Raw genomic sequence first — 20,716 nt, 5'->3', positions numbered from 1 at the left:
GAATTAGTGATGGCTAATTTTCTATAATGTAGTAAGCATCTTTTTGGAAGGAGGTGATAATTCTGTTAAGAAAGGCAATTTACGGTTTGTTAATTTTATTGTTTTCAGTAATTGGTTTATATACCGGATATTACATGTACCAGCACAATATTGTGGCTCTTAACGTCCCGCAGTTTATGATTGGCTTCTTTGTTATATCTACCGTACTGGGGGGCTTGATTGGAGTCCTGCTGGCACCGAGAATCATCGAGTTATCTCTTAAATTTACCGCGTATATAGATCAGTATTTGGCTAAAACCCCCATTCAAGATTTAATAATGGGTACAATTGGACTGATTTTTGGACTTATAATTGCAAATTTATTAGGCTCCACGCTATCAGCCATTGGCCCGATAGGAAAGGGAATATGGTTGTTAGTGACGATCTTATTAGGTTATTTGGGCCTGACTGTAGGTATTAAAAAGCGGGAAGAATTAACCGGATTTTTAGCCAATGTGCCGAAATTTGGCAGAGAGCGTTTGCTAAAATCTGAGGCAAAGTCTGCAGGCAGTATAAAACTGTTGGATACCAGTGTAATTATTGATGGCCGGATCGCAGATCTTTGTGAGAGCGGCTTTATCGAAGGTGTGTTGCTTGTTCCTGCTTTTGTAGTTGACGAGTTACGTCACATTGCGGACTCATCGGACTTATTAAAGCGCAACCGGGGGCGACGCGGTTTAGACATCTTAAATTATATGCGTAAAAATATACCGGATGTTAAAGTGCAAATATATGAAAATGTTAAAGGCCTGGATGATATTCCTGAAGTGGATGCTAAACTTGTTAAGTTGGCAGAGAAGTTAGGAGCAAAGATATTGACAAATGACTATAATTTGAATAAAGTTGCTGAGTTTCAAGGTGTGAAAGTTTTAAATATTAATGAGTTATCTAATGCAGTAAAACCAATAGCATTGCCCGGTGAAGAAATGAATGTGCAGATAGTAAAAGAGGGCAAAGAAGTCGGTCAGGGCTTGGCGTATTTAGATGACGGAACGATGATTGTTGTTGAAGGCGGTAAGAAGTATATGGACCAAAATATTTCCGTGGAAGTTACCAGCGTGTTGCAGACAGCTGCGGGCAGAATGATTTTTGCCAAACCTAAGAACATTAATCGACAAGTTAAATCATCCGGTCGTAATAATGGAGTGAACGTTGTTGGCTAATGTATTTGCAGTGATTCCGGCGGCCGGTACCGGAAGCAGGATGGGGACAGAAGTAAAAAAACAATACTTAGAACTGTGTGGATTGCCGCTGTTAGCACATACCCTTGCGCTGTTTGCTGAATGCCCGGTTATTCATGGCATTGTGTTGGTGGTTGGTAAAGAAGAAGTTTTATGGTGTCAAGAAAATATTGTCGGCAAATACTGCCCTCAAAAAATGCTGGCGGTGATCTCCGGAGGAGATTACCGTCAGCAATCGGTATATAACGGTCTTATCGCACTTAAGGCAGCGGATGATGATATAGTAGTGGTTCATGACGGTGTGAGGCCTTTACTTACTGCTGATATATTGTTGAATATAATTGCCGTAGCCAAGGAGAAAGGGAATGCGGTGGCAGCGGTACCGGTAAAAGATACTATTAAAGTTGCCGATGCTAACCGGCGGGTATTGAGTACTCCGCCAAGAGAAAATTTGTGGGCCGCACAAACACCTCAGGCTTTTAAATTTGCTACGCTGATTAAAGCCTATGAACATGCCGAGCGGTGTAATTTTATCGGCACAGATGATGCTTCGTTAGTAGAGCGACTCGGTATACCGGTAAATTTGGTAGCCGGTAGTTATGAAAATATTAAAATTACTACACCGGAAGACTTGCTGTTGGCGGAAGCAATTCTAAAAAGGAGGGGCGCTTATTGCGGGTAGGTATTGGGTATGATGTGCATCGTTTGATTGCGGGGCGTCCTTTAATTATTGGCGGCGTGAATATAGATTACGAACGGGGACTTGCCGGACACTCGGATGCCGATGTCTTGGTACATGCAATTATGGATGCTTTGTTGGGTGCAGCCGCGTTGGGGGATATCGGTCAGCATTTTCCGGATAATGATGTTCAATACCAAGGAATTTCCAGTATTAAATTGCTGCAAACCGTTAAAGAAATGCTAATTTCTCAAGGATATAAAGTTAATAATGTGGATGCGGTGGTAGCAGCTCAAGCACCAAAGTTAGCTTCCTACATCAACCAAATGCGGGAAAATATTTCCCGGGTTTTAGAAGTAAATTTTAATGCGGTAAACATCAAAGCTACCACTACTGAGCACCTGGGGTTTGTCGGTCGCGGTGAAGGGATTGCCGCCTATGCTGTTTGTACCATTAAAAAATGTTAGGCTAAATGCTGCCGCTATTGTTGATAAATATTATAAAAATGATTAATAAAAAGGATTTAGGGAAAATATGTAGAAAGTAGGCTTTTTGTAATATATAATACCGCATACATAATGGAAGAGGAGTATGAATCATGAGTGATAAGTTTACCAGCTTTATTCATGACATTATTGACAATGATATAAAAGAAGGAAAAAATGACGGTAAAGTGCATACTAGGTTTCCGCCGGAACCTAACGGTTACTTACATATCGGACATGCTAAATCTATTTGCTTAAACTTCGGCATTGCCCAAGAATATAAGGGGCTTTGCAACTTACGCTTTGATGATACTAATCCGACTAAAGAAGATCCGGAATATGTCGAGTCAATTATTCGAGATGTAAAGTGGCTTGGTTACGACTGGGATGACCGCTTGTATTATGCTTCTGACTACTTTGACCAGCTGTATGAGTTTGCTGTTCAGTTAATCAAAGCGGGGAAGGCTTACGTTGATGATTTAAGTGCAGAGGAAATCAAGGAGTATCGCGGTACGTTGACAACTCCGGGTAAAGAAAGTCCGTACCGCAACCGCTCGATTGAAGAAAACTTGGAACTGTTTGAAAGGATGAAGGCGGGAGAATTTCCCGAAGGCTCAAAAGTACTGCGCGCCAAAATTGATATGAGTTCGGGCAATTTAAATATGCGGGATCCGGTTCTTTATCGCATTCAGCATGTGGAACACCATCGTACCGGAAAGAAGTGGTGTATTTACCCCATGTATGATTTTGCCCATCCGCTTTCAGATGCAATTGAAGGAATTACCCATTCGATTTGCACTACTGAGTTTGAGGACCATCGACCGCTGTATGAATGGGTAATTGAAAATGTATCCGGGTTAAAATCTAAACCAAAACAAATTGAATTTGCCAGACTAAATCTCAGTCATACCGTGATGAGCAAGCGTAAGCTTCGCCAATTGGTGGAAGAGGGTTATGTGAGTGGTTGGGATGATCCGAGAATGCCGACTATTTCCGGATTGCGTCGCCGCGGCTATACGCCGGAATCAATTCGCGACTTTTGCGAGCGAATTGGCGTAGCTAAAGCGGTTAGTACGGTAGACATTGCACTTTTAGAGCACTGTATTCGCAACGACTTGATTTTTAAGGTACCGCGGGTGATGGCGGTATTGCGTCCGTTAAAAGTGGTGATTGATAATTTCCCTGAAGATCATGTAGAGTGGCTGGATGCTGAATACAATGAGGAAAACCCAGAATTGGGCAGCAGAAAGTTGCCGTTCTCGCGAGTTATATATATTGAACAAAATGATTTTATGGAAAACCCACCTAAAAAATTTTTCCGTTTATCACCCGGTCGTGAAGTAAGGCTGAAACACGCTTACATTATTAAGTGTGAGCGCGTGGTTAAAGATGAAAATACCGGAGAAATTATTGAAGTACACTGTACTTATGATCCGGCAACCCGTAGCGGAATGGATACTTCCGGTAAAAAAGTAAAGGGAACACTGCATTGGGTGTCGGCAGCCCATGCCGTAAAGGCAGAGGTACGCTTATATGACTACCTTTTTGTCAAGGCTAACCCCGAAGAAGATGAAGATTTTAGACAAAATTTCAATCCTAATTCCTTAGAAATATTAACGGAATGCTATCTTGAACCCAGTTTGGCGGATGCTAAGCCGGGCAGTCGGTATCAATTTTTAAGACAGGGTTATTTTTGTGTTGATCCGGATACCACTGCCGAAAAACTTGTATTTAATCGTACGGTAACTTTAAAAGATACTTGGGCCAAAATGCAAAAAAAAATAATCACAAGTATTTCAGCAAAACCCCTTCCGCAATAGAAGGGGTTTTGTTGTGTACCAATGTAAAAAGGTGATATAATATCGATTTAGAAAACTACAAAATATTGCGGTGAGAAGGAGGAAGTTTTTTGACTGTCAAAGTTCGATTTGCCCCCAGTCCTACAGGGCCTTTACATATCGGTGGTGCCAGATCGGCACTGTTTAACTGGCTGTTTGCCCGTCATCATGGCGGTAAATTTTTGGTAAGAATTGAAGATACTGACCTTGAACGGTCTTCAAGAGAATCAGAAGAAAACATTTTAAATTCTTTGCGTTGGCTGGGAATTGATTGGGATGAGGGTGTTGAGGTCGGTGGTCCTAACGGCCCTTACCGTCAGACAGAGCGCTTGGATATATATCGGCAGTGGGCAAAGAAACTTTTAGATGAGGGGCATGTTTACTATTGCTACTGCAGTGAAGAGGAATTGGAAGCAGAACGTGAGGCTATGCGCGCCAAAGGAGAACTCCCCCGTTACTCCGGACGTTGTCGTAACCTTAGTCCGGAGGAAAGGGCCAGGCTTGAGGCGGAAGGAAGAAAGCCGGTACTGAGATTTAAGGTTACTGAAAACCAAATAATTGCTGTAAATGATCTGGTGCGCGGCCGGGTTGAATTTGAGAGTAGCGGTATCGGTGACTTTATTATCATGAAGTCAGACGGCATTCCTACCTATAATTTTGCAGTGGTAGTTGACGACCATGAAATGGGTATTACTCATGTTATTCGGGCAGAGGAACACCTTTCCAATACGCCAAGACAAATTTTGCTCTATAATGCTCTCAATTGGGAAGTCCCTACTTTTGCTCATGTGTCATTAATATTAGGTAAAGATCACACTAAAATGTCTAAACGCCACGGTGCAACTTCTATTGAGCAGTATAAGTCTTTGGGTTATCTTCCGGAGGCGCTGGTTAACTTTTTGGCGCTGTTAGGTTGGTCACCGGGTGGGGAAGAAGAAATTTTTTCACGGGAGGAATTAAAAAATCTTTTTTCTTTAGACAAAGTATCTAAGAGCCCGGCTGTTTTTGACTTGGATAAATTAAATCATATCAATGCTTATTATTTGCGCAATGCTAGCTTGGAATATGTCGCTTTACTGGCTTTGCCCTATTTGCAAAAGGCCGGCTACATTTCTGACGCTCCTGCCCCTGAAGACCTAGACATGGTAAAACAAATTGTTAAAGCTACTCGGGAACGGATTACTAACCTGTCCGAACTTCCGCAGCATGCCGATATTTTCTTTGGGGAGAAAATTAAACTGGAAGCTGATGAGGCAAGAGACATTTTAGCGCAAGAGCAAGTTCCCCAGGTGATGCAGGCAATGAAAGAGAAAATATATGCTGCCGGACAACTCAATGAAGATATAGTCAAAGGGTTACTAAAAGAGCTTCCTAAGGAATTGGGCCTTGGCGGTAAAAAAGTATATATGCCGCTTAGAGTTGCTTTAACCGGGCGAACTCGTGGTCCGGAATTGTACGAGGTCATCCCAATTTTAGGAATGCAAAGAACAATTGCCCGCTTAAATGCGGTTTTAGACGGAAGTGTGCTGGCGCAAATCAATGAATAATATTTAATACGCAGTTTGTGGAGGGGGCGCCTTTGTTTAAGAGACTAAAAAAAGATATTCAGGTTATATTCGAGCGCGACCCGGCGGCAAAAAGTGTGTTAGAGGTAGTATTAACATACTCCGGTTTGCATGCCATTATTATGTATCGAATTGCTCATTGGTTTTATAATAGGAAATTATTTTTAATTGCTCGGATTATTTCGCAATTTGCCAGGTTTTTAACCGGAATTGAGATTCACCCCGGAGCTAAGATCGGTGAGGGGTTATTCATCGACCACGGAACCGGCGTGGTAATTGGTGAAACTACAGAAATCGGCGATAATGTTACCATTTACCAAGGCGTTACTCTTGGCGGTACAGGGAAAGAAAAGGGCAAACGTCACCCGACAATTGGCAATAACGTGGTCATTAGCTCCGGTGCCAAAGTGTTGGGCTCTATTACAGTCGGTGACAATGTCAAAATTGGGGCCGGCTCGGTTGTATTAAAGCCTGTACCGCCCAACTGTACCGTTGTGGGAGTTCCCGGCAAGATTGTCAGAAGAAACGGTGAACGGGTAAAAAACGTTGCGGAAATAGACTTGCGTCATGACTTATTGCCGGACCCGGTAGCAGACTCCTTATCATTAATAACTGAGAATATAAAACGGTTAGAGAAAAGAATCGACGAGCTGGAGCGAGAAAATGCAATTTTAAAATCTAAACTACAGGGGGGCCAAAGTAGTGATAGAGATATATAACACGCTTACCAGGCGGAAAGAACCGTTAAAAACCAGGGAAGCCGGCCGAGTAAGCATGTACGTCTGCGGTCCGACAACATATAATTATATTCACTTAGGTAATGCCCGGCCGCTGGTGGTGTTTGATACCGTTCGGCGCTACCTGATATATAAAGGTTATGATGTTACTTATGTTCAAAACTTTACCGATGTGGACGATAAAATTATTAACCGGGCCAAGGAGGAAGGTGAAAATCCTTTAGCTTTGGCCCAAAAGTATATTCAAGAATATTTCATAGATGCTGATGCGCTAAATGTTAAGCGTGCCGATGTTCATCCCAAAGTATCTGAACATATCAATGACATTATAGAACTAATCAAAGAACTCGAACAGCGCGGCTATGCTTATAATGTTGACGGTGACGTGTTTTTTGAAGTGCGAAAATTTGCAGATTACGGCAAGCTGTCAGGACGTTCACTGGACGATATGCAGGCCGGAGCGCGGATAGAAATAAATGAGAATAAACGGGATCCTATGGACTTTGCTTTGTGGAAAAAAGCTAAAGCCGGCGAACCCAGCTGGGACAGCCCTTGGGGTAAGGGGCGCCCTGGCTGGCACATTGAATGTTCCGCTATGGCCGTTAAATACTTGGGGCATGGTTTTGACATCCATTGCGGGGGATATGACCTGATTTTTCCCCATCATGAAAATGAAATTGCTCAATCTGAAGCAGCAACCGGAAAGCCATTTGCCAATTATTGGATGCACAACGGCTTTATTACCGTTAACCAAGAAAAAATGTCAAAGTCACTGGGTAATTTTTTCTTGGTTAGGGAAATTCTTGATAAATTTTCCCCGGAAACGGTTCGCTTTTTCCTCCTTTCCACTCATTACCGCAGTCCTTTAGACTTTGATGACCAAAAATTGACTGCCGGTCAACGCGGTTTGGAAAGAATTAAAAACAGTTATCGCATATTAAAAGAAGAATTGAGCAAATCGCAAATATCCGATAATACTGGAAAAGAAGTATCGGAATTTGCCGAGAAACTTGAACATTTTAAAGAGTCATTTGAAAAAGCAATGGATGATGATTTCAACACGGCATTAGCAATAGCGGTTTGGTTTGATTTAGCGAGAGAAATCAATGGGTATATTAATAAGTTAAAATCCGCTCAAACCAAGGATGTCTTCGGCCTAAAACGGGCGGAAGAACTGTTTTTATCCTTCAATCGCGTATTGGGGATATTTAAAGAAGATGCGTCAGGCGGAATAATTATTGAAAGCCCTTCCCAAGATGATGCTTTAACTGAAGGGTTGTTGAACTTGATTATTGAAATTCGTCAAAATGCACGTAAAAACAAAGATTGGAACACTGCGGATACCATTAGGGATCGGCTTAAAGACTTGGGAATCATTTTAGAAGATACACCTGAAGGAGTGAGATGGAAGAAACTGTGAATGAACGCCGTAACAAAATAATTTATACGGATCAACCGCTGGAGGCCCCCCATTTGCTGCCACCGCTGGCCTTGGCATATATAGGGGATGCGGTTTACGAGCTGGCGGTGCGGCGTTTTTTGCTGGTTGACGGAACGGTACGGGTCAATCAACTGCACCGCCGGGCAATTAAGTATGTTTGTGCGGGAGCGCAGGCAAAGGTGCTTTTTGCTTTAGAAGACGAGCTGACAGAAGAAGAAAAAGATGTTGTCAGGCGTGGTAGAAACGCCAAGTCGATGCATGTACCAAAGGGAGCCGAGCTGATGGAATACAAACACAGTACTGCTTTTGAAAGTCTGATTGGATATCTTTATTTGAAAGGGGATAAGGACCGGTTAAATGAAATACTGGCATTAGCCAATGAGGTCGTTACCGATTAATGTGTTGTTATTGTTCAGATAATGGGGGGATATCATGGGCAGAAAAAATTTAAATGTTAAGCTACTGACTTACACACCTGCCCCGGAAAAAGTAATCGCTATGGCTGCCAAGCTTTGCTATTCAGCGGCTGATATCGAACAGTTAACCGAAAATATCAGTAGCAAAGATCAAACCCAATTTATTAATAAGCTTTTGAATATGGGTCATTTATCGCCGGTAGAGCACGTCTCCTTTACCTTTGGCGTTGAGGGTGTATCCAGAAGTCTGCTGGCACAAATTACCAGGCATCGAATAGCGAGCTTCAGCGTTCAATCCCAGCGTTATGTGGGAGAAACCAAGCAACATAACCGAGGTGAAACATTTGATTATGTGATACCTTTAAAAGTTAAACAGCTAGGGGAACAAGCAGTAAAAAAGTTTGAGAATCAAATGGCCCAAATCCAAGAGTGGTATGATGAATGGGTTGAACTTTTTGGCGGTGATCGCTTTGGTTATGAAGATGCTCGGTTTGTACTGCCTAATGCAGCGGAAACCAAAATGGTAGTAACAATGAATGCCAGGGAATTAATGCATTTTTTTAATCTTCGTTGCTGTAATCGGGCACAATGGGAAATAAGGGCTTTGGCTAATGAAATGTTGCGTTTGGTAAAAGAAGTGGCGCCCACATTATTTAAATATGCCGGTCCAAGATGTTTAAGTGGCCCTTGTCCCGAAGGGGAACTAAGCTGTGGCCGGATGGAGGAAGTAAGGAATTTTTACCTAACCGGACTGAAGCAATTATAGAGAAGCCAAGGATGGGCTTGCCGGAGATGATTAAACAGGCCGCCCGGTATCTTGGCTGCCATGATTGTAGGTGTTAAGATGTCAAATTCAATCATTGTCGGACGTAATCCGGTGCGTGAGGCTTTGCGTGCCGGCAGAGCTTTAAATAAAATCATCCTTGCCTCGGGTGCGAAAAATGAAATAATTAAAGAAATTGTAAAATTGGCCAAAGAAAGCAAAGTGCCGCTTCAGTATGTTAATCGGCAGCATCTGGATAAACTTGCTCCGAATACATCTCATCAAGGGGTTGTTGCTTTCGCAGCGGCCAGGGATTATGAAAACTTTGATGAGCTGTTAGACGGCATAACTAATGAACCGCCCTTTCTGGTGATACTGGACGAAATCAATGACCCGCATAATTTAGGTGCCATCATTCGGACGGTAGATGCTGCGGGGGCACACGGTGTAATTATTCCTAAGCGCCGCTCGGTACAGCTGACGGCAGCTGTTGCCAAATCATCTGCGGGTGCCCTTGAGTATGTCCCGGTAGCAAGGGTGACTAACTTGGTGCAAACGATTAAAAAAATGCAACAACGCGGCATTTGGGTTGTAGGTGCAGATATGGACGGGCAGGATATTTGGGATGTTTCTTTGGACGGACCGATTGCTTTAGTTATTGGCAGCGAGGGTAAAGGGCTGGGTCGGTTAGTGAAGGAATCCTGTGATATTATTGCCAGATTGCCGATGCGGGGCAAAGTAAATTCACTAAATGCCTCAGTTGCGGCGGCGCTGATGATATATGAGGTTGTCAGACAACGTAAGATGGGAAGGAACAATGGCTGATTGCTACATTATTGACGGATACAATGTCATTTACGCCTGGCCGATCTTTGAAAAATTGCGAGAAACAACCCTTGAACATGCCCGTGACAAACTCATTTCCATATTGTCTGAATTTGCGGCGGTTTCCGGCAGTCGCGTTGCGGTAGTGTTTGATGCCTATCAGGTAAAGGGCGGGGCAGAACATGTGGAAAAAATACATAGCATTGAAGTATACTATACAGCACAGGATGAAACGGCTGACTCTTTGATTGAAAGATTGGCCGGACAAGCAGTTTTGAAGGGTAGGGTTTTTGTTGTTACATCTGATTGGGACGAACAACGCATCATTTTTGGACAAGGAGCATATCGCATCACCCCCTTGGAACTGCTAAAGCAAGTTAAGGCGCAGAAAGAAGAAATCCGCAATAATTCCAAAAGCTCGCTTCCGGCGGATGATTACCTGGAAAACCGTTTAGGCGAAGAAATTAGAAAGAAGTTTGAACAATGGAGAAGAAAAAAAATTTAGACAACTTTTCCCTAAGCTTGTTTTTTAGTTGACTAGCCTTTTAATTGTCAGTTATAATGTTTGTTGTAGTATCTAAATAGAATATACTTAACACTTGTCTTTGAGACAAGGCTTAAGGAAGTATTACTTGTATTTTTATGTATTTTTATGCTTTTAAATGTATAGAAAGCGGGGCGATCTCCTATGAGTGCTAATGCACAAAGAGATGTTGCTGGTGATTATCACCTATTAGTTGACGAAGAAATTGTAGAATATGCTCGAAACGGTGATAATGCTGCATTAGAGTACTTAATTAATAAGTACAAGAACTTTGTGCGTGCCAAGGCCCGCAGTTATTTCTTGATTGGGGCAGATCGGGAAGATATCATCCAAGAGGGAATGATAGGCTTGTATAAAGCCATTCGTGACTTCCGGATGGATAAGCTCTCTTCCTTCAGGGCTTTTGCCGAACTCTGTATTACCCGGCAAATTATTACGGCGATAAAAACAGCTACCCGCCAGAAGCATATTCCGCTTAACTCCTACATTTCCTTGAATAAGCCTATTTATGATGAAGATTCTGATCGTACCTTGTTAGATGTTATTTCCGGCTCGAAAATTACCGATCCCGAAGAACTGATTATCAGTCGGGAAGAGTTTGATGATATAGAAGAAAAGATGGAGGAAATTCTTAGTTCCTTGGAATGGAAAGTGTTGATGTCTTATCTGGAAGGTAAGTCTTATCAAGAAATTGCTGAAGAGTTGAACCGTCATGTAAAGTCCATTGATAATGCGCTGCAGCGTGTAAAAAGAAAAATTGAGCGTTATCTGGAAAAACGTGAAAATTAATAAGTAGTTTTGCTGGATAATTAGATAATATTGCTAACTAAATTTAGTTGACATAGTGGATATTATCTGTTAAGATAACAAATGCACTGAGTTTGAGCCGACGTAGCTCAATTGGTAGAGCAGCTGACTTGTAATCAGCAGGTTGCGGGTTCGAGTCCCATCGTCGGCTCCAAATAAATATGGAGGAGTTCCCGAGTGGTCAAAGGGATCAGACTGTAAATCTGACGGCTGTAGCCTTCGTAGGTTCGAATCCTACCTCCTCCACCAATTTTCGACAAACAAAGAAGTTGGCTGATAAAACCACTTGCAAGAAAGGTTGAAATTTGCTATAATAAATCTTGTCGGCGCGGGGTGGAGCAGCTGGTAGCTCGTCGGGCTCATAACCCGAAGGTCGAGGGTTCAAATCCCTCCCCCGCAACCAAATTGCCGCCGTAGCTCAGTAGGTAGAGCGCATCCTTGGTAAGGATGAGGTCACCGGTTCAATCCCGGTCGGTGGCTCCAAAAAATATGGCGGCGTAGCTCAGTTGGTCAGAGCATACGGTTCATACCCGTAGTGTCGCTGGTTCGAGTCCAGCCGCCGCTACCACAATCCAGCATAATGGCTGGATTTTTTTATTTTAACTGCCAATTAAAGCAGGATTTTGCCCCTTGTTAGCGAATGTACATAGTTGGTTGTATTTACCCGTTTAAGCATTTGCGTGAAATGGTATATTATTTTTGAACGTGGCAATAATTAAAAAGAATGTAAAAAGTTGTTAAGGGGGAAGAACTATGGCAAAGGCTAAATTTGAGCGGACAAAACCGCACGTAAACATTGGTACGATTGGTCACGTAGACCATGGTAAAACCACTCTTACCGCTGCAATTACTACGGTATTGGCCCAATACGGCCATGCAACTGTTAAGAAGTATGATGAAATTGACAATGCACCGGAAGAGCGTGAACGTGGTATTACCATTAATACTTCACACGTAGAATATGAAACCGAAAACCGTCACTATGCACACGTAGACTGCCCGGGTCACGCAGACTATGTTAAGAACATGATTACCGGTGCAGCTCAAATGGACGGTGCCATTTTAGTTGTGTCGGCGGCAGACGGTCCAATGCCCCAAACCCGTGAGCACATTCTGCTGTCCCGCCAAGTAGGCGTACCTTACATCTGCGTATTTTTAAACAAAGCAGACATGGTAGACGACGAAGAATTATTAGAACTGGTAGACATGGAAGTTCGGGAACTGCTGAATGAATATGAATTTCCTGGCGATGATACCCCGATTGTTGCCGGTTCAGCACTGAAAGCGTTAGAATGTGGCTGCGGCAAGCGGGAATGCGAATGGTGCGGCAAGATATTGGAACTGATGGACAACGTAGACCAATACATTCCTACTCCGGAACGTGATAAAGATAAGCCGTTCTTGATGCCGGTAGAAGACGTATTCTCCATTACCGGTCGTGGTACGGTGGCAACCGGTCGTGTAGAGCGGGGTATGGTAAAAGTTCAAGACGAAGTAGAAATCGTCGGTTTACAAGAAAAGCCGCGCAAGACCGTAGTTACCGGTGTAGAAATGTTCCGCAAGATACTGGACTATGCGGAAGCAGGTGACAACGTTGGCTGCCTGCTGCGCGGTATAGATCGCAAAGAAATTGAACGGGGTCAAGTGTTGGCAAAGCCGGGAACAATTAACCCGCACACTAAGTTTGAAGCGGAAGTATACGTATTGACCAAAGAAGAAGGTGGACGTCATACTCCGTTCTTTAACGGTTATCGCCCACAGTTTTACTTCCGTACAACCGACGTAACCGGTGTAATTACCCTGCCGGAAGGTGTAGAGATGGTAATGCCCGGCGATAACACCAAGTTTACAATTGAACTGATTACCCCGATTGCTATTGAAGAAGGTTTGCGCTTTGCTATTCGTGAAGGTGGCCGCACAGTAGGTGCCGGTGTTGTAACCAGTATTATTGAGTAAGAGAAAACGGTACCTTTTACCAATTGTAGAAGGTACCGTTTTTATTCAGCAGCAAAATAAGCCTTGTGGTATAAAATGGCAGTGGCAGAGTTAAAATATTACTGGACTAAAAATAATTGTTTAAATATATCTGCTATTGACAGCTAAAAACAGTTGTGATAAATTTGTAAGGTGAAATTTGCATAGGTCTGGGGAGCTTTTTTTAGTTTTGGGAGGTGGCAACGGTGAGAGTAGGGATTACGCTTGCATGTACGGAATGCAAGAGAAGAAACTATACAACTACTAAAAATAAGAAAAACGACTCCAATAGAATTGAATTGAAAAAGTACTGTAGTCATTGCAAAACCCACACGGTACATAAAGAAACAAAGTAGAGATAAACTATTGTTTATTAGTAGTTTAAGGATGTGCTTATAGATGGTAGCGAAGAAAAATACAGAAGCGGCAGCAGCAAAGGCCAAAAATGTAGCAAAAAAGAAAAATACCGCTGCGACTAAAAAACGGGCCGGTGCCGTAAAGGATTTTCTAAATGGTGTAAAAAGCGAACTGAAAAAAGTTCACTGGCCGACACGCCGGGAGACGATGGTTTATACCGGTGTAGTATTGGCTACGGTAACATTTGTTGCTGCTCTTATTTGGGTTTTGGACTCCATTCTCAACGGCGGTTTAAGTTTGATAATAAGATAAGTGAGGCTTCCTACTTAATATGGATAAGAAATGGTATGTGGTACATACCTATTCCGGTTATGAAAATAAAGTTAAAGCCAACCTGGAAAGACGGATTGAATCAATGAATATGGAAGAGAAAATCTTCCGTATTTTAGTGCCTATGGAAGATGAGGTAGAAATTAAGGATGGCAAGAAAAAGGTTACTAAGAAAAAGGTTTTTCCAGGTTATGTTTTGGTGGAAATGATTATGACCGATGACTCTTGGTATGTAGTGCGCAATACACCGGGGGTTACCGGTTTTGTCGGTTCGGGTTCTAAACCAATCCCGTTGAGTGAAGAAGAAGTTAGTGCCATCATGCAACAAATGGGTGGAGAAGAACTGCGGCCCAAAGTTGACTTTGCCGTTAACGAAAAAGTACAAATTATCAGTGGGCCCTTTGAAAACTTTGTCGGCGTAATAGAAGAAATTTATCCCGACAAGGCAAAATTAAGAGTTATGGTTTCCATGTTTGGACGGGAAACTCCCATAGAATTAGATTTTACTCAGGTACAAAAAATTGTTTAGATGTAGTGTGAGGAGGTGTGAGTAGTGGCTAAAAAAGTAGCTGCAGTGGTTAAACTGCAAATTCCTGCTGGAAAAGCAACACCGGCTCCACCGGTTGGACCGGCTCTTGGTCAGCACGGGGTTAATATTATGGCGTTTGTAAAAGAATTTAATGAAAGAACCGCTAAACAAGCCGGTTTGGTTATCCCGGTTGAACTCACAATTTATGAGGATAGATCATTTACCTTTATTCTTAAAACCCCGCCTGCAGCAGTACTGCTAAAGAAAGCTGCCGGCATAGAAAAAGCATCCGGTGAGCCTAACCGTAATAAAGTGGCTAAGGTGCCCCGTTCTAAAGTAAAAGAAATTGCTGAAATGAAGATGCCGGACTTAAATGCTGCCAGCGTTGAAGCTGCAATGCGTATGATTGAAGGTACCGCTCGCAGTATGGGCATTGAAATTGTTGAAGGTTAGAAACCATATATATAAGCTGATTCCTGTGGGAGGAAGTTTCCGTTAATACCACTGAGGAGGTTAATAAAATGCCAAAACATGGGAAAAAATATCAGGAAGCAAAAAAAGCAATAGAAAGGCAAAAACTATATGAACCGCAAGAGGCGTTTGAACTAGTCAAAAAAATTGCACCGGCAAAATTTGACGAGACAGTTGAAGTAGCTGTGCGTCTTGGCGTGGATCCGCGTCATGCCGATCAGCAAATTCGGGGAGCAATTCTTTTGCCTCATGGTATTGGTAAAACTAAAACTGTATTGGTGTTTGCAAAAGGTGACAAGGCTAAAGAGGCAGAGAGTGCCGGCGCTGACTTCGTTGGCGCTGAAGACTTGATTGAAAAAATTCAAGGTGGCTGGTTGGGCTTTGATGTGGCAATTGCTACACCTGATATGATGAGTTTAGTGGGCAGACTGGGTCGCATTTTAGGCCCCCGTGGATTAATGCCCAACCCCAAGACAGGCACGGTAACTATGGATATTGAACGTGCGGTCAAAGAGGCAAAGGCAGGTAAAATTAATTACCGTACCGATAAAGCGGGTATTATTCACGCTCCTATCGGCAAGGTGTCTTTTGATACCGATAAATTGCTTGACAACTTCCGCACACTGATTGATGCATTAATTAAGGCTAAGCCGGCCGCTGCTAAAGGAACATATCTGAAATCCATTACTGTTGCCAGCACAATGGGGCCGGGGGTTAAAATAGATCCGCATAAACTTTAATTTTAGCTAGTACTCACACGTTAATATAAGTTAATATAATATTATTTTCCAGCTGTAGACTGTTGGTGTGTATACTTAATGACTTTATGTCGCCAACATGAGGCGGGATTTACCTACAAGGTGTAATTGTGGGGTCTCTGCGCTATTCTACAGAGGCCCTTTTTATTGTATATTTTTGCGCTGAAGGGAGGTGTTTGAAAAATGCCGACCAGACAGGAAAAAGAACAAATAGTATCGGAGCTTAAAGACAGCTTTGAAACCGCTCAAATAGCCATTTTGGCTGACTACAAAGGGATTAACGTTAAAAAAATCACTGAACTGCGTGCTAAACTGCGCAATGCCGGCTGTGAAATGAGAGTTGCCAAAAATACTCTTACCAAGATTGCTGCCAAAGAAGCCGGTATTGAAGGCTTGGATGAATATTTAGTTGGCCCGACAGTGCTGACTTTCAGTAAAGACGACCCCGTCGCCCCTGCTAAAATACTTGCGGATTTCGCTAAAGAAATTAAACAAGGCCTAGACATTAAAGCCGGTGTTTTAGAAGGCAAATTGGTTGATAAGGGCGAAATTAAAAGGCTGGCAGAACTGCCGCCGCGGGAAGTGCTGCTGGCCAAGGTACTGGGTGGAATGCAGGCACCTATGTATGGATTGGCGAGTGTATTGTCTGCAAACCTCAGAAATTTGGTTTATGTGCTTGAAGCGATTCGCAAGCAAAAAGAAGGCGAAGCAGCTTCTTAGGAAATTTAAATTAAAAAATAATATTTTAAGTTTAAATATTTAAGGAGGTAACTATATAATGTCTAAAGTTAATGAAATTTTAGAAGCAGTTAAAGGCTTAACTGTTCTGGAACTTGCTGAATTAGTAAAAGCTTTTGAAGAGGAATTTGGCGTAAGCGCTGCTGCTCCGGTTGCAGCCGTAGCCGCTGCTCCTGTTGCCGGTGCTGCTGCTGCTCCTGCTGAAGATGAAAAAACCGAATTTGATGTAATTCTCGCAGCTGCAGGCGATAAGAAAATCAATGTAATCAAAGTCGTTCGCGAAATTACCGGTCTTGGCCTGAAAGATGCTAAGGAATTGGTAGACAGTGCTCCTAAGCCGATTAAAGAGAAAGTTAGCAAGGAAGAAGCTGAATCTATCAAAGCCAAACTTACTGAAGCCGGCGCTACTGTAGAAATTAAGTAGCATAAATCAGGTTTGAAGAGTTTTAACTGCTGTCATAAAAATTTTAATAATGATGGCAAAAACATCATGATAAAAGTGCCTGACTAAATTCAGGCACTTTTATCATTAAAAAATCAATATAAAGTTCGGTTAATTTTTTTAAGATCAGGCAATAAAACTTGACAAAAACCTTAACTAATGATATTATCTTAAAATGCCATTCTATGGAACTTAATTGCCATTTTGGAAAAGTTAACAAATAGTGAATGAAATTAATAGATTTGGGTTAAATAAGAAAGATAGGCACTATTTTGGGGGAAAGCGAGGTTGTAAGGTGAATACCTTAGCCTTGCTTTTCGCTGTTCCTTAAAATAACAAGGGGTGTGATGCATTAGATGGTTTTTCCGGAAAAAGTTGGCACTAGGGTGAGGTGGAATTTCGGGCAGTTCAAAGAGGTATTGCAATTACCCGATCTTATCGAAATACAAAAGAACTCTTACGAATGGTTCATGACTGAAGGGTTGAGAGAAGTTTTTAATGACATATCTCCAATCCAGGACTTTACCGGTAACTTAGTGCTTGAATTTCTGGACTACACATTAGGCAAACCGAAATATGAAGTTGAGGAATGCAAAGAACGAGATGTTACCTATGCCGCACCGCTGAGAGTTAAAGTTAGGTTAATTAACAAGGAAACCGGTGAAGTAAAGGAACAAGAAGTTTTTATGGGAGATTTCCCACTGATGACGGAAAAAGGCACCTTTATTATAAACGGTGCTGAGCGAGTTATTGTTAGCCAACTGGTACGTTCACCGGGTGTATATTTTCATGAAAATATCGACCCTTCAGGGAAAAAGATTTATGGGGCAACGATAATTCCCAACCGAGGTGCCTGGCTTGAATTTGAAACGGATGCTAATGACCATCTGTTTGTTAGAATTGATCGCACTCGTAAAATACCGGCAACGGTATTAATTAGAGCCCTTGGCTATGGTACGGACCAAAAGATACTGGAACTTTTTGAACACAATAAAAATATTGCCGAAACACTGAGCAGAGATAATACCGACTCGGAAGAAGACGCTTTGGTTGAAATTTATAAAAGATTAAGACCGGGTGAGCCGCCAACTGTAGAGAGCGCCCGTTCCTTATTAAATACATTGTTTTTTGATCCCAAGCGTTATGATTTAGCTAAAGTAGGACGCTATAAGATGCATAAAAAACTGCAGCATGGCGTTCTTTATCGCTATAAAGATGAGGATAAAGGGCCAAAAGAGTTTGACCGCTATTTACAGAAAGAGGTACCGGTTGAACGGGAGTTTATCAGAGAATTAACAGTTGAAGACATAATTGAAACTGTAAGATATTTACTGGCGCTCATGCAAGGTGAAGGACACGCCGACGATATTGACCACTTAGGCAACCGCCGATTGCGTTCAGTGGGCGAACTGTTACAAAATCAGTTCCGCATCGGACTATCACGCATGGAGAGGGTAGTGCGGGAAAGAATGACTATCCAAGATATTGATGTCATTACACCGCAAGCTTTGATTAACATTCGGCCGGTGGTTGCTTCTATCAAGGAATTTTTTGGTTCCAGCCAGTTATCTCAATTTATGGATCAAACCAACCCGTTGGCCGAATTAACTCACAAACGCCGTCTCTCTGCTTTAGGTCCCGGTGGTTTGTCGCGGGAGCGTGCCGGCTTTGAAGTGCGTGACGTTCACCACTCTCACTATGGTCGGATGTGTCCTATTGAAACTCCTGAAGGTCCGAACATTGGTTTGATTGGTTCCCTTTCTACTTATGCGCGGATTAATGAGTTTGGCTTTATAGAAACACCTTATCGCAAAGTAGATAAAGAAAATAAGCGGGTAACCGATCAGATAGTGTATCTTACTGCTGATGAAGAAGAAGATGTTTATATTGCACAAGCTAACGCTCCGATTGATCAAGACGGATACTTTTTGGAAGAGCGTGTAAATGCCCGCCACGGCAGTGAAATTGTGGTCACTCCGATAATAAAAGTGGATTATATGGACGTATCTCCTAAACAGGTGTTCAGTGTAGGGACATCCCTAATTCCCTTTTTAGAACACGATGACGCCAACAGGGCATTAATGGGAGCAAACATGCAGCGCCAAGCAGTGCCGCTGTTGCGTCCGCAAGCACCCCTTGTTGGTACCGGCATTGAGCATAAGGCAGCAAAAGATTCAGGAGAACTAGTGGTTGCTAAAAGATCCGGTGTGGTAGAGAAGGTTACTGCCAATGAAATTCATGTCCGTGTAGATGAAGACGGTTCCAAAGATGTTTACAAGCTGCTCAAATTTGCTCGTTCAAACCAAGGAACCTGCATTAACCAAAAGCCAATTGTTTTTAAAGGGCAGCATGTTAATGAGGGAGATATTCTGGCTGACGGACCGGCTTCGGAAAGCGGCGAGTTAGCATTAGGTCGTAATGTCTTGGTAGCATTTATGACCTGGGAAGGCTATAACTACGAAGACGCTATTTTAATAAGTGAAAAGTTGGTAAAAGAAGATTACTATACTTCTATTCATATTGAGGAGTATGAATGCGAAGCCCGGGACACTAAGCTTGGTCCGGAAGAAATTACTCGGGATATACCCAATGTCAGCGAAGATATTTTAAAAGATCTTGATGAAAGAGGTATTATCCGCATTGGGGCCGAGGTGAGACCGGGGGACATCTTAGTTGGAAAAGTAACTCCTAAGGGTGAAACGGAGTTAACCGCAGAAGAACGTTTGCTGAGGGCAATTTTTGGTGAAAAAGCGCGCGAAGTTCGGGACACTTCACTGCGCGTACCTCATGGAGAAGCCGGAAAAATAGTTGATGTAAAAGTGTTTTCACGGGAAAACGGCGATGAATTACCTCCCGGTGTAAATCAACTGGTGCGTTGCTATGTTGCGCAAAAAAGAAAAATTTCTGAAGGCGATAAAATGGCCGGTCGCCATGGCAACAAAGGTGTAATATCCCGTGTTCTGCCTGAAGAGGATATGCCCTTTTTACCTGACGGTACACCGGTAGAGATTGTACTCAACCCCCTTGGTGTGCCTTCGCGGATGAATATTGGACAAGTAATGGAAACCCACCTAGGCTGGGCGGCAAAGGAATTAGGGTTTCATGTAGCTACACCGATATTTAACGGTGCATCAGAAGAAAGTATTATTAATGTGCTCAAACAAGCCGGGCTTCCCGAAAACGGCAAAATTACGCTTTACGATGGCCGTACCGGTGAGCCCTTTGATAATCCGGTTACGGTTGGTTATATATATATGCTTAAGTTGCACCACTTGGTTGACGATAAGATTCATGCCCGTTCTACCGGACCCTATTCATTGGTTACTCAACAGCCCCTTGGCGGTAAAGCCCAGTTTGGTGGACAGAGATTTGGTGAAATGGAAGTTTGGGCATTAGAAGCATACGGTGCTGCATACACGCTACAGGAAATCCTTACTGTTAAGTCAGATGATGTTGTTGGACGGGTTAAAACATATGAGGCAATTGTTAAAGGGGAAAATGTACCTGAACCGGGAGTGCCGGAATCCTTCAAAGTGTTGATTAAAGAAATGCAGAGCCTATGCCTGGATGTTAAGGTACTGTCCGCAGATGAGCAGGAAATCCCCATTAAGGAATCTGACGATGATATCAGTGAAGCGGCCAGCGATTACGGTTTAGATATTCACGAAGGTGTGCGCGATGTGTCAATTGAAGATGAAGAAGATGACGATGAAGAATTCTACGACGAAGAATAAGAATGCTGATTAGATAAATGCAATGACTGTTTTTAAAGCAATCTTGCTTTAAAAGATGAGTAA

The 20,716-nt window shown here is 42.6% G+C and carries 21 protein-coding genes and 5 tRNA genes; all 26 read left to right on the top strand.

The window, feature by feature from the left end:
- Positions 1-62 precede the first annotated feature (62 nt).
- Positions 63-1,202, top strand: a complete 1,140-nt coding sequence (locus ACZ5NG_RS10570) for a PIN/TRAM domain-containing protein (protein ID WP_464253158.1) — start codon at positions 63-65, stop codon at positions 1,200-1,202.
- Positions 1,195-1,902 (top strand): 2-C-methyl-D-erythritol 4-phosphate cytidylyltransferase, encoded by a 708-nt coding sequence (gene ispD / locus ACZ5NG_RS10565; RefSeq protein WP_464251766.1) that lies wholly within the window; start codon positions 1,195-1,197, stop codon positions 1,900-1,902. The genes ACZ5NG_RS10570 and ispD overlap by 8 nt, the downstream gene beginning before the upstream one ends.
- A complete protein-coding gene (gene ispF / locus ACZ5NG_RS10560; protein WP_464251765.1) occupies positions 1,893-2,366 on the top strand; it encodes a 2-C-methyl-D-erythritol 2,4-cyclodiphosphate synthase in 474 nt (157 codons plus the stop codon). Before ispD ends, ispF begins: the two co-directional genes overlap by 10 nt.
- Positions 2,367-2,497: 131 nt before the next feature.
- Positions 2,498-4,204 carry a glutamine--tRNA ligase/YqeY domain fusion protein gene (locus tag ACZ5NG_RS10555; RefSeq protein ID WP_464251764.1) on the top strand — a complete coding sequence of 569 codons (1,707 nt, stop codon included), beginning with the start codon at positions 2,498-2,500 and terminating at the stop codon, positions 4,202-4,204.
- Positions 4,205-4,293: 89 nt separating this feature from the next.
- Positions 4,294-5,769 (top strand): glutamate--tRNA ligase, encoded by a 1,476-nt coding sequence (gltX, locus tag ACZ5NG_RS10550; protein WP_464251763.1) that lies wholly within the window; start codon positions 4,294-4,296, stop codon positions 5,767-5,769.
- A gap of 32 nt (positions 5,770-5,801) precedes the next feature.
- Positions 5,802-6,506, top strand: a complete 705-nt coding sequence (cysE, locus tag ACZ5NG_RS10545; RefSeq protein WP_464251762.1) for a serine O-acetyltransferase — start codon at positions 5,802-5,804, stop codon at positions 6,504-6,506.
- Positions 6,493-7,944, top strand: a complete 1,452-nt coding sequence (cysS, locus tag ACZ5NG_RS10540; protein WP_464253157.1) for a cysteine--tRNA ligase — start codon at positions 6,493-6,495, stop codon at positions 7,942-7,944. Before cysE ends, cysS begins: the two co-directional genes overlap by 14 nt.
- Positions 7,929-8,363, top strand: coding sequence for a Mini-ribonuclease 3 (locus ACZ5NG_RS10535; RefSeq protein ID WP_464251761.1), 435 nt, complete (start codon positions 7,929-7,931; stop codon positions 8,361-8,363). The genes cysS and ACZ5NG_RS10535 overlap by 16 nt, the downstream gene beginning before the upstream one ends.
- A 34-nt stretch (positions 8,364-8,397) precedes the next feature.
- Entirely contained in the window at positions 8,398-9,147 is a 750-nt protein-coding gene (gene thyX / locus ACZ5NG_RS10530) for an FAD-dependent thymidylate synthase (RefSeq protein ID WP_464251760.1), read from the top strand.
- Between the two features lie 78 nt (positions 9,148-9,225).
- Positions 9,226-9,969: a 23S rRNA (guanosine(2251)-2'-O)-methyltransferase RlmB gene (gene rlmB, locus ACZ5NG_RS10525; RefSeq protein ID WP_464251759.1), complete on the top strand. Its 744-nt coding sequence runs from the start codon at positions 9,226-9,228 to the stop codon at positions 9,967-9,969.
- Complete coding sequence (locus ACZ5NG_RS10520) at positions 9,932-10,474, top strand: NYN domain-containing protein (protein WP_464251758.1); 543 nt, start codon at positions 9,932-9,934, stop codon at positions 10,472-10,474. The genes rlmB and ACZ5NG_RS10520 overlap by 38 nt, the downstream gene beginning before the upstream one ends.
- Positions 10,475-10,657: 183 nt before the next feature.
- Positions 10,658-11,302 (top strand): RNA polymerase sporulation sigma factor SigH, encoded by a 645-nt coding sequence (sigH, locus tag ACZ5NG_RS10515; RefSeq protein ID WP_464251757.1) that lies wholly within the window; start codon positions 10,658-10,660, stop codon positions 11,300-11,302.
- A 96-nt stretch (positions 11,303-11,398) separates the two neighbouring features.
- Positions 11,399-11,474, top strand: a tRNA-Thr gene (locus tag ACZ5NG_RS10510).
- Between the two features lie 9 nt (positions 11,475-11,483).
- A tRNA-Tyr gene (locus tag ACZ5NG_RS10505) sits at positions 11,484-11,569 on the top strand.
- 78 nt (positions 11,570-11,647) lie between these two features.
- Positions 11,648-11,723 (top strand) — tRNA-Met (locus ACZ5NG_RS10500).
- A 4-nt stretch (positions 11,724-11,727) separates the two neighbouring features.
- Positions 11,728-11,803, top strand: a tRNA-Thr gene (locus ACZ5NG_RS10495).
- 8 nt (positions 11,804-11,811) lie between these two features.
- A tRNA-Met gene (locus tag ACZ5NG_RS10490) sits at positions 11,812-11,888 on the top strand.
- 185 nt (positions 11,889-12,073) lie between these two features.
- On the top strand, positions 12,074-13,276 hold the full coding sequence (gene tuf / locus ACZ5NG_RS10485; protein ID WP_464251743.1) for an elongation factor Tu: 1,203 nt from the start codon (positions 12,074-12,076) through the stop codon (positions 13,274-13,276).
- A 224-nt stretch (positions 13,277-13,500) separates the two neighbouring features.
- Positions 13,501-13,650 carry a 50S ribosomal protein L33 gene (rpmG, locus tag ACZ5NG_RS10480; protein WP_464251756.1) on the top strand — a complete coding sequence of 50 codons (150 nt, stop codon included), beginning with the start codon at positions 13,501-13,503 and terminating at the stop codon, positions 13,648-13,650.
- 43 nt (positions 13,651-13,693) lie between these two features.
- Complete coding sequence (gene secE, locus ACZ5NG_RS10475; protein ID WP_464251755.1) at positions 13,694-13,963, top strand: preprotein translocase subunit SecE; 270 nt, start codon at positions 13,694-13,696, stop codon at positions 13,961-13,963.
- 19 nt (positions 13,964-13,982) lie between these two features.
- A complete protein-coding gene (nusG, locus tag ACZ5NG_RS10470; protein WP_464251754.1) occupies positions 13,983-14,510 on the top strand; it encodes a transcription termination/antitermination protein NusG in 528 nt (175 codons plus the stop codon).
- Positions 14,511-14,534: 24 nt separating this feature from the next.
- A complete protein-coding gene (gene rplK, locus ACZ5NG_RS10465; RefSeq protein WP_464251753.1) occupies positions 14,535-14,963 on the top strand; it encodes a 50S ribosomal protein L11 in 429 nt (142 codons plus the stop codon).
- A gap of 68 nt (positions 14,964-15,031) precedes the next feature.
- Positions 15,032-15,721 carry a 50S ribosomal protein L1 gene (gene rplA, locus ACZ5NG_RS10460; protein ID WP_464251752.1) on the top strand — a complete coding sequence of 230 codons (690 nt, stop codon included), beginning with the start codon at positions 15,032-15,034 and terminating at the stop codon, positions 15,719-15,721.
- A 201-nt stretch (positions 15,722-15,922) separates the two neighbouring features.
- Complete coding sequence (gene rplJ, locus ACZ5NG_RS10455; RefSeq protein WP_464251751.1) at positions 15,923-16,459, top strand: 50S ribosomal protein L10; 537 nt, start codon at positions 15,923-15,925, stop codon at positions 16,457-16,459.
- Between the two features lie 58 nt (positions 16,460-16,517).
- Complete coding sequence (gene rplL, locus ACZ5NG_RS10450; protein ID WP_464251750.1) at positions 16,518-16,901, top strand: 50S ribosomal protein L7/L12; 384 nt, start codon at positions 16,518-16,520, stop codon at positions 16,899-16,901.
- Positions 16,902-17,275: 374 nt separating this feature from the next.
- The gene (rpoB, locus tag ACZ5NG_RS10445) at positions 17,276-20,653 is read left to right on the top strand and encodes a DNA-directed RNA polymerase subunit beta (protein WP_464251749.1); all 3,378 of its coding nucleotides are present in this window, start codon (positions 17,276-17,278) and stop codon (positions 20,651-20,653) included.
- Positions 20,654-20,716: the final 63 nt, after the last annotated feature.

The sequence above is a fragment of the Desulfovectis peckii genome (assembly GCF_055391705.1).
This window is presented reverse-complemented; position numbering and strand designations above follow the sequence as displayed.

Coding starts and splice junctions, on each gene's coding strand:
- ACZ5NG_RS10555 (WP_464251764.1), top strand. CDS start 2,498: ATGAGTGATAAGTTTACCAGCTTTATTCATGACATTATTGACAATGAT.
- ACZ5NG_RS10535 (WP_464251761.1), top strand. CDS start 7,929: ATGGAAGAAACTGTGAATGAACGCCGTAACAAAATAATTTATACGGAT.
- thyX (WP_464251760.1), top strand. CDS start 8,398: ATGGGCAGAAAAAATTTAAATGTTAAGCTACTGACTTACACACCTGCC.
- rlmB (WP_464251759.1), top strand. CDS start 9,226: ATGTCAAATTCAATCATTGTCGGACGTAATCCGGTGCGTGAGGCTTTG.
- sigH (WP_464251757.1), top strand. CDS start 10,658: ATGAGTGCTAATGCACAAAGAGATGTTGCTGGTGATTATCACCTATTA.
- tuf (WP_464251743.1), top strand. CDS start 12,074: ATGGCAAAGGCTAAATTTGAGCGGACAAAACCGCACGTAAACATTGGT.
- secE (WP_464251755.1), top strand. CDS start 13,694: ATGGTAGCGAAGAAAAATACAGAAGCGGCAGCAGCAAAGGCCAAAAAT.
- nusG (WP_464251754.1), top strand. CDS start 13,983: ATGGATAAGAAATGGTATGTGGTACATACCTATTCCGGTTATGAAAAT.
- rplA (WP_464251752.1), top strand. CDS start 15,032: ATGCCAAAACATGGGAAAAAATATCAGGAAGCAAAAAAAGCAATAGAA.
- rplJ (WP_464251751.1), top strand. CDS start 15,923: ATGCCGACCAGACAGGAAAAAGAACAAATAGTATCGGAGCTTAAAGAC.
- rplL (WP_464251750.1), top strand. CDS start 16,518: ATGTCTAAAGTTAATGAAATTTTAGAAGCAGTTAAAGGCTTAACTGTT.
- rpoB (WP_464251749.1), top strand. CDS start 17,276: ATGGTTTTTCCGGAAAAAGTTGGCACTAGGGTGAGGTGGAATTTCGGG.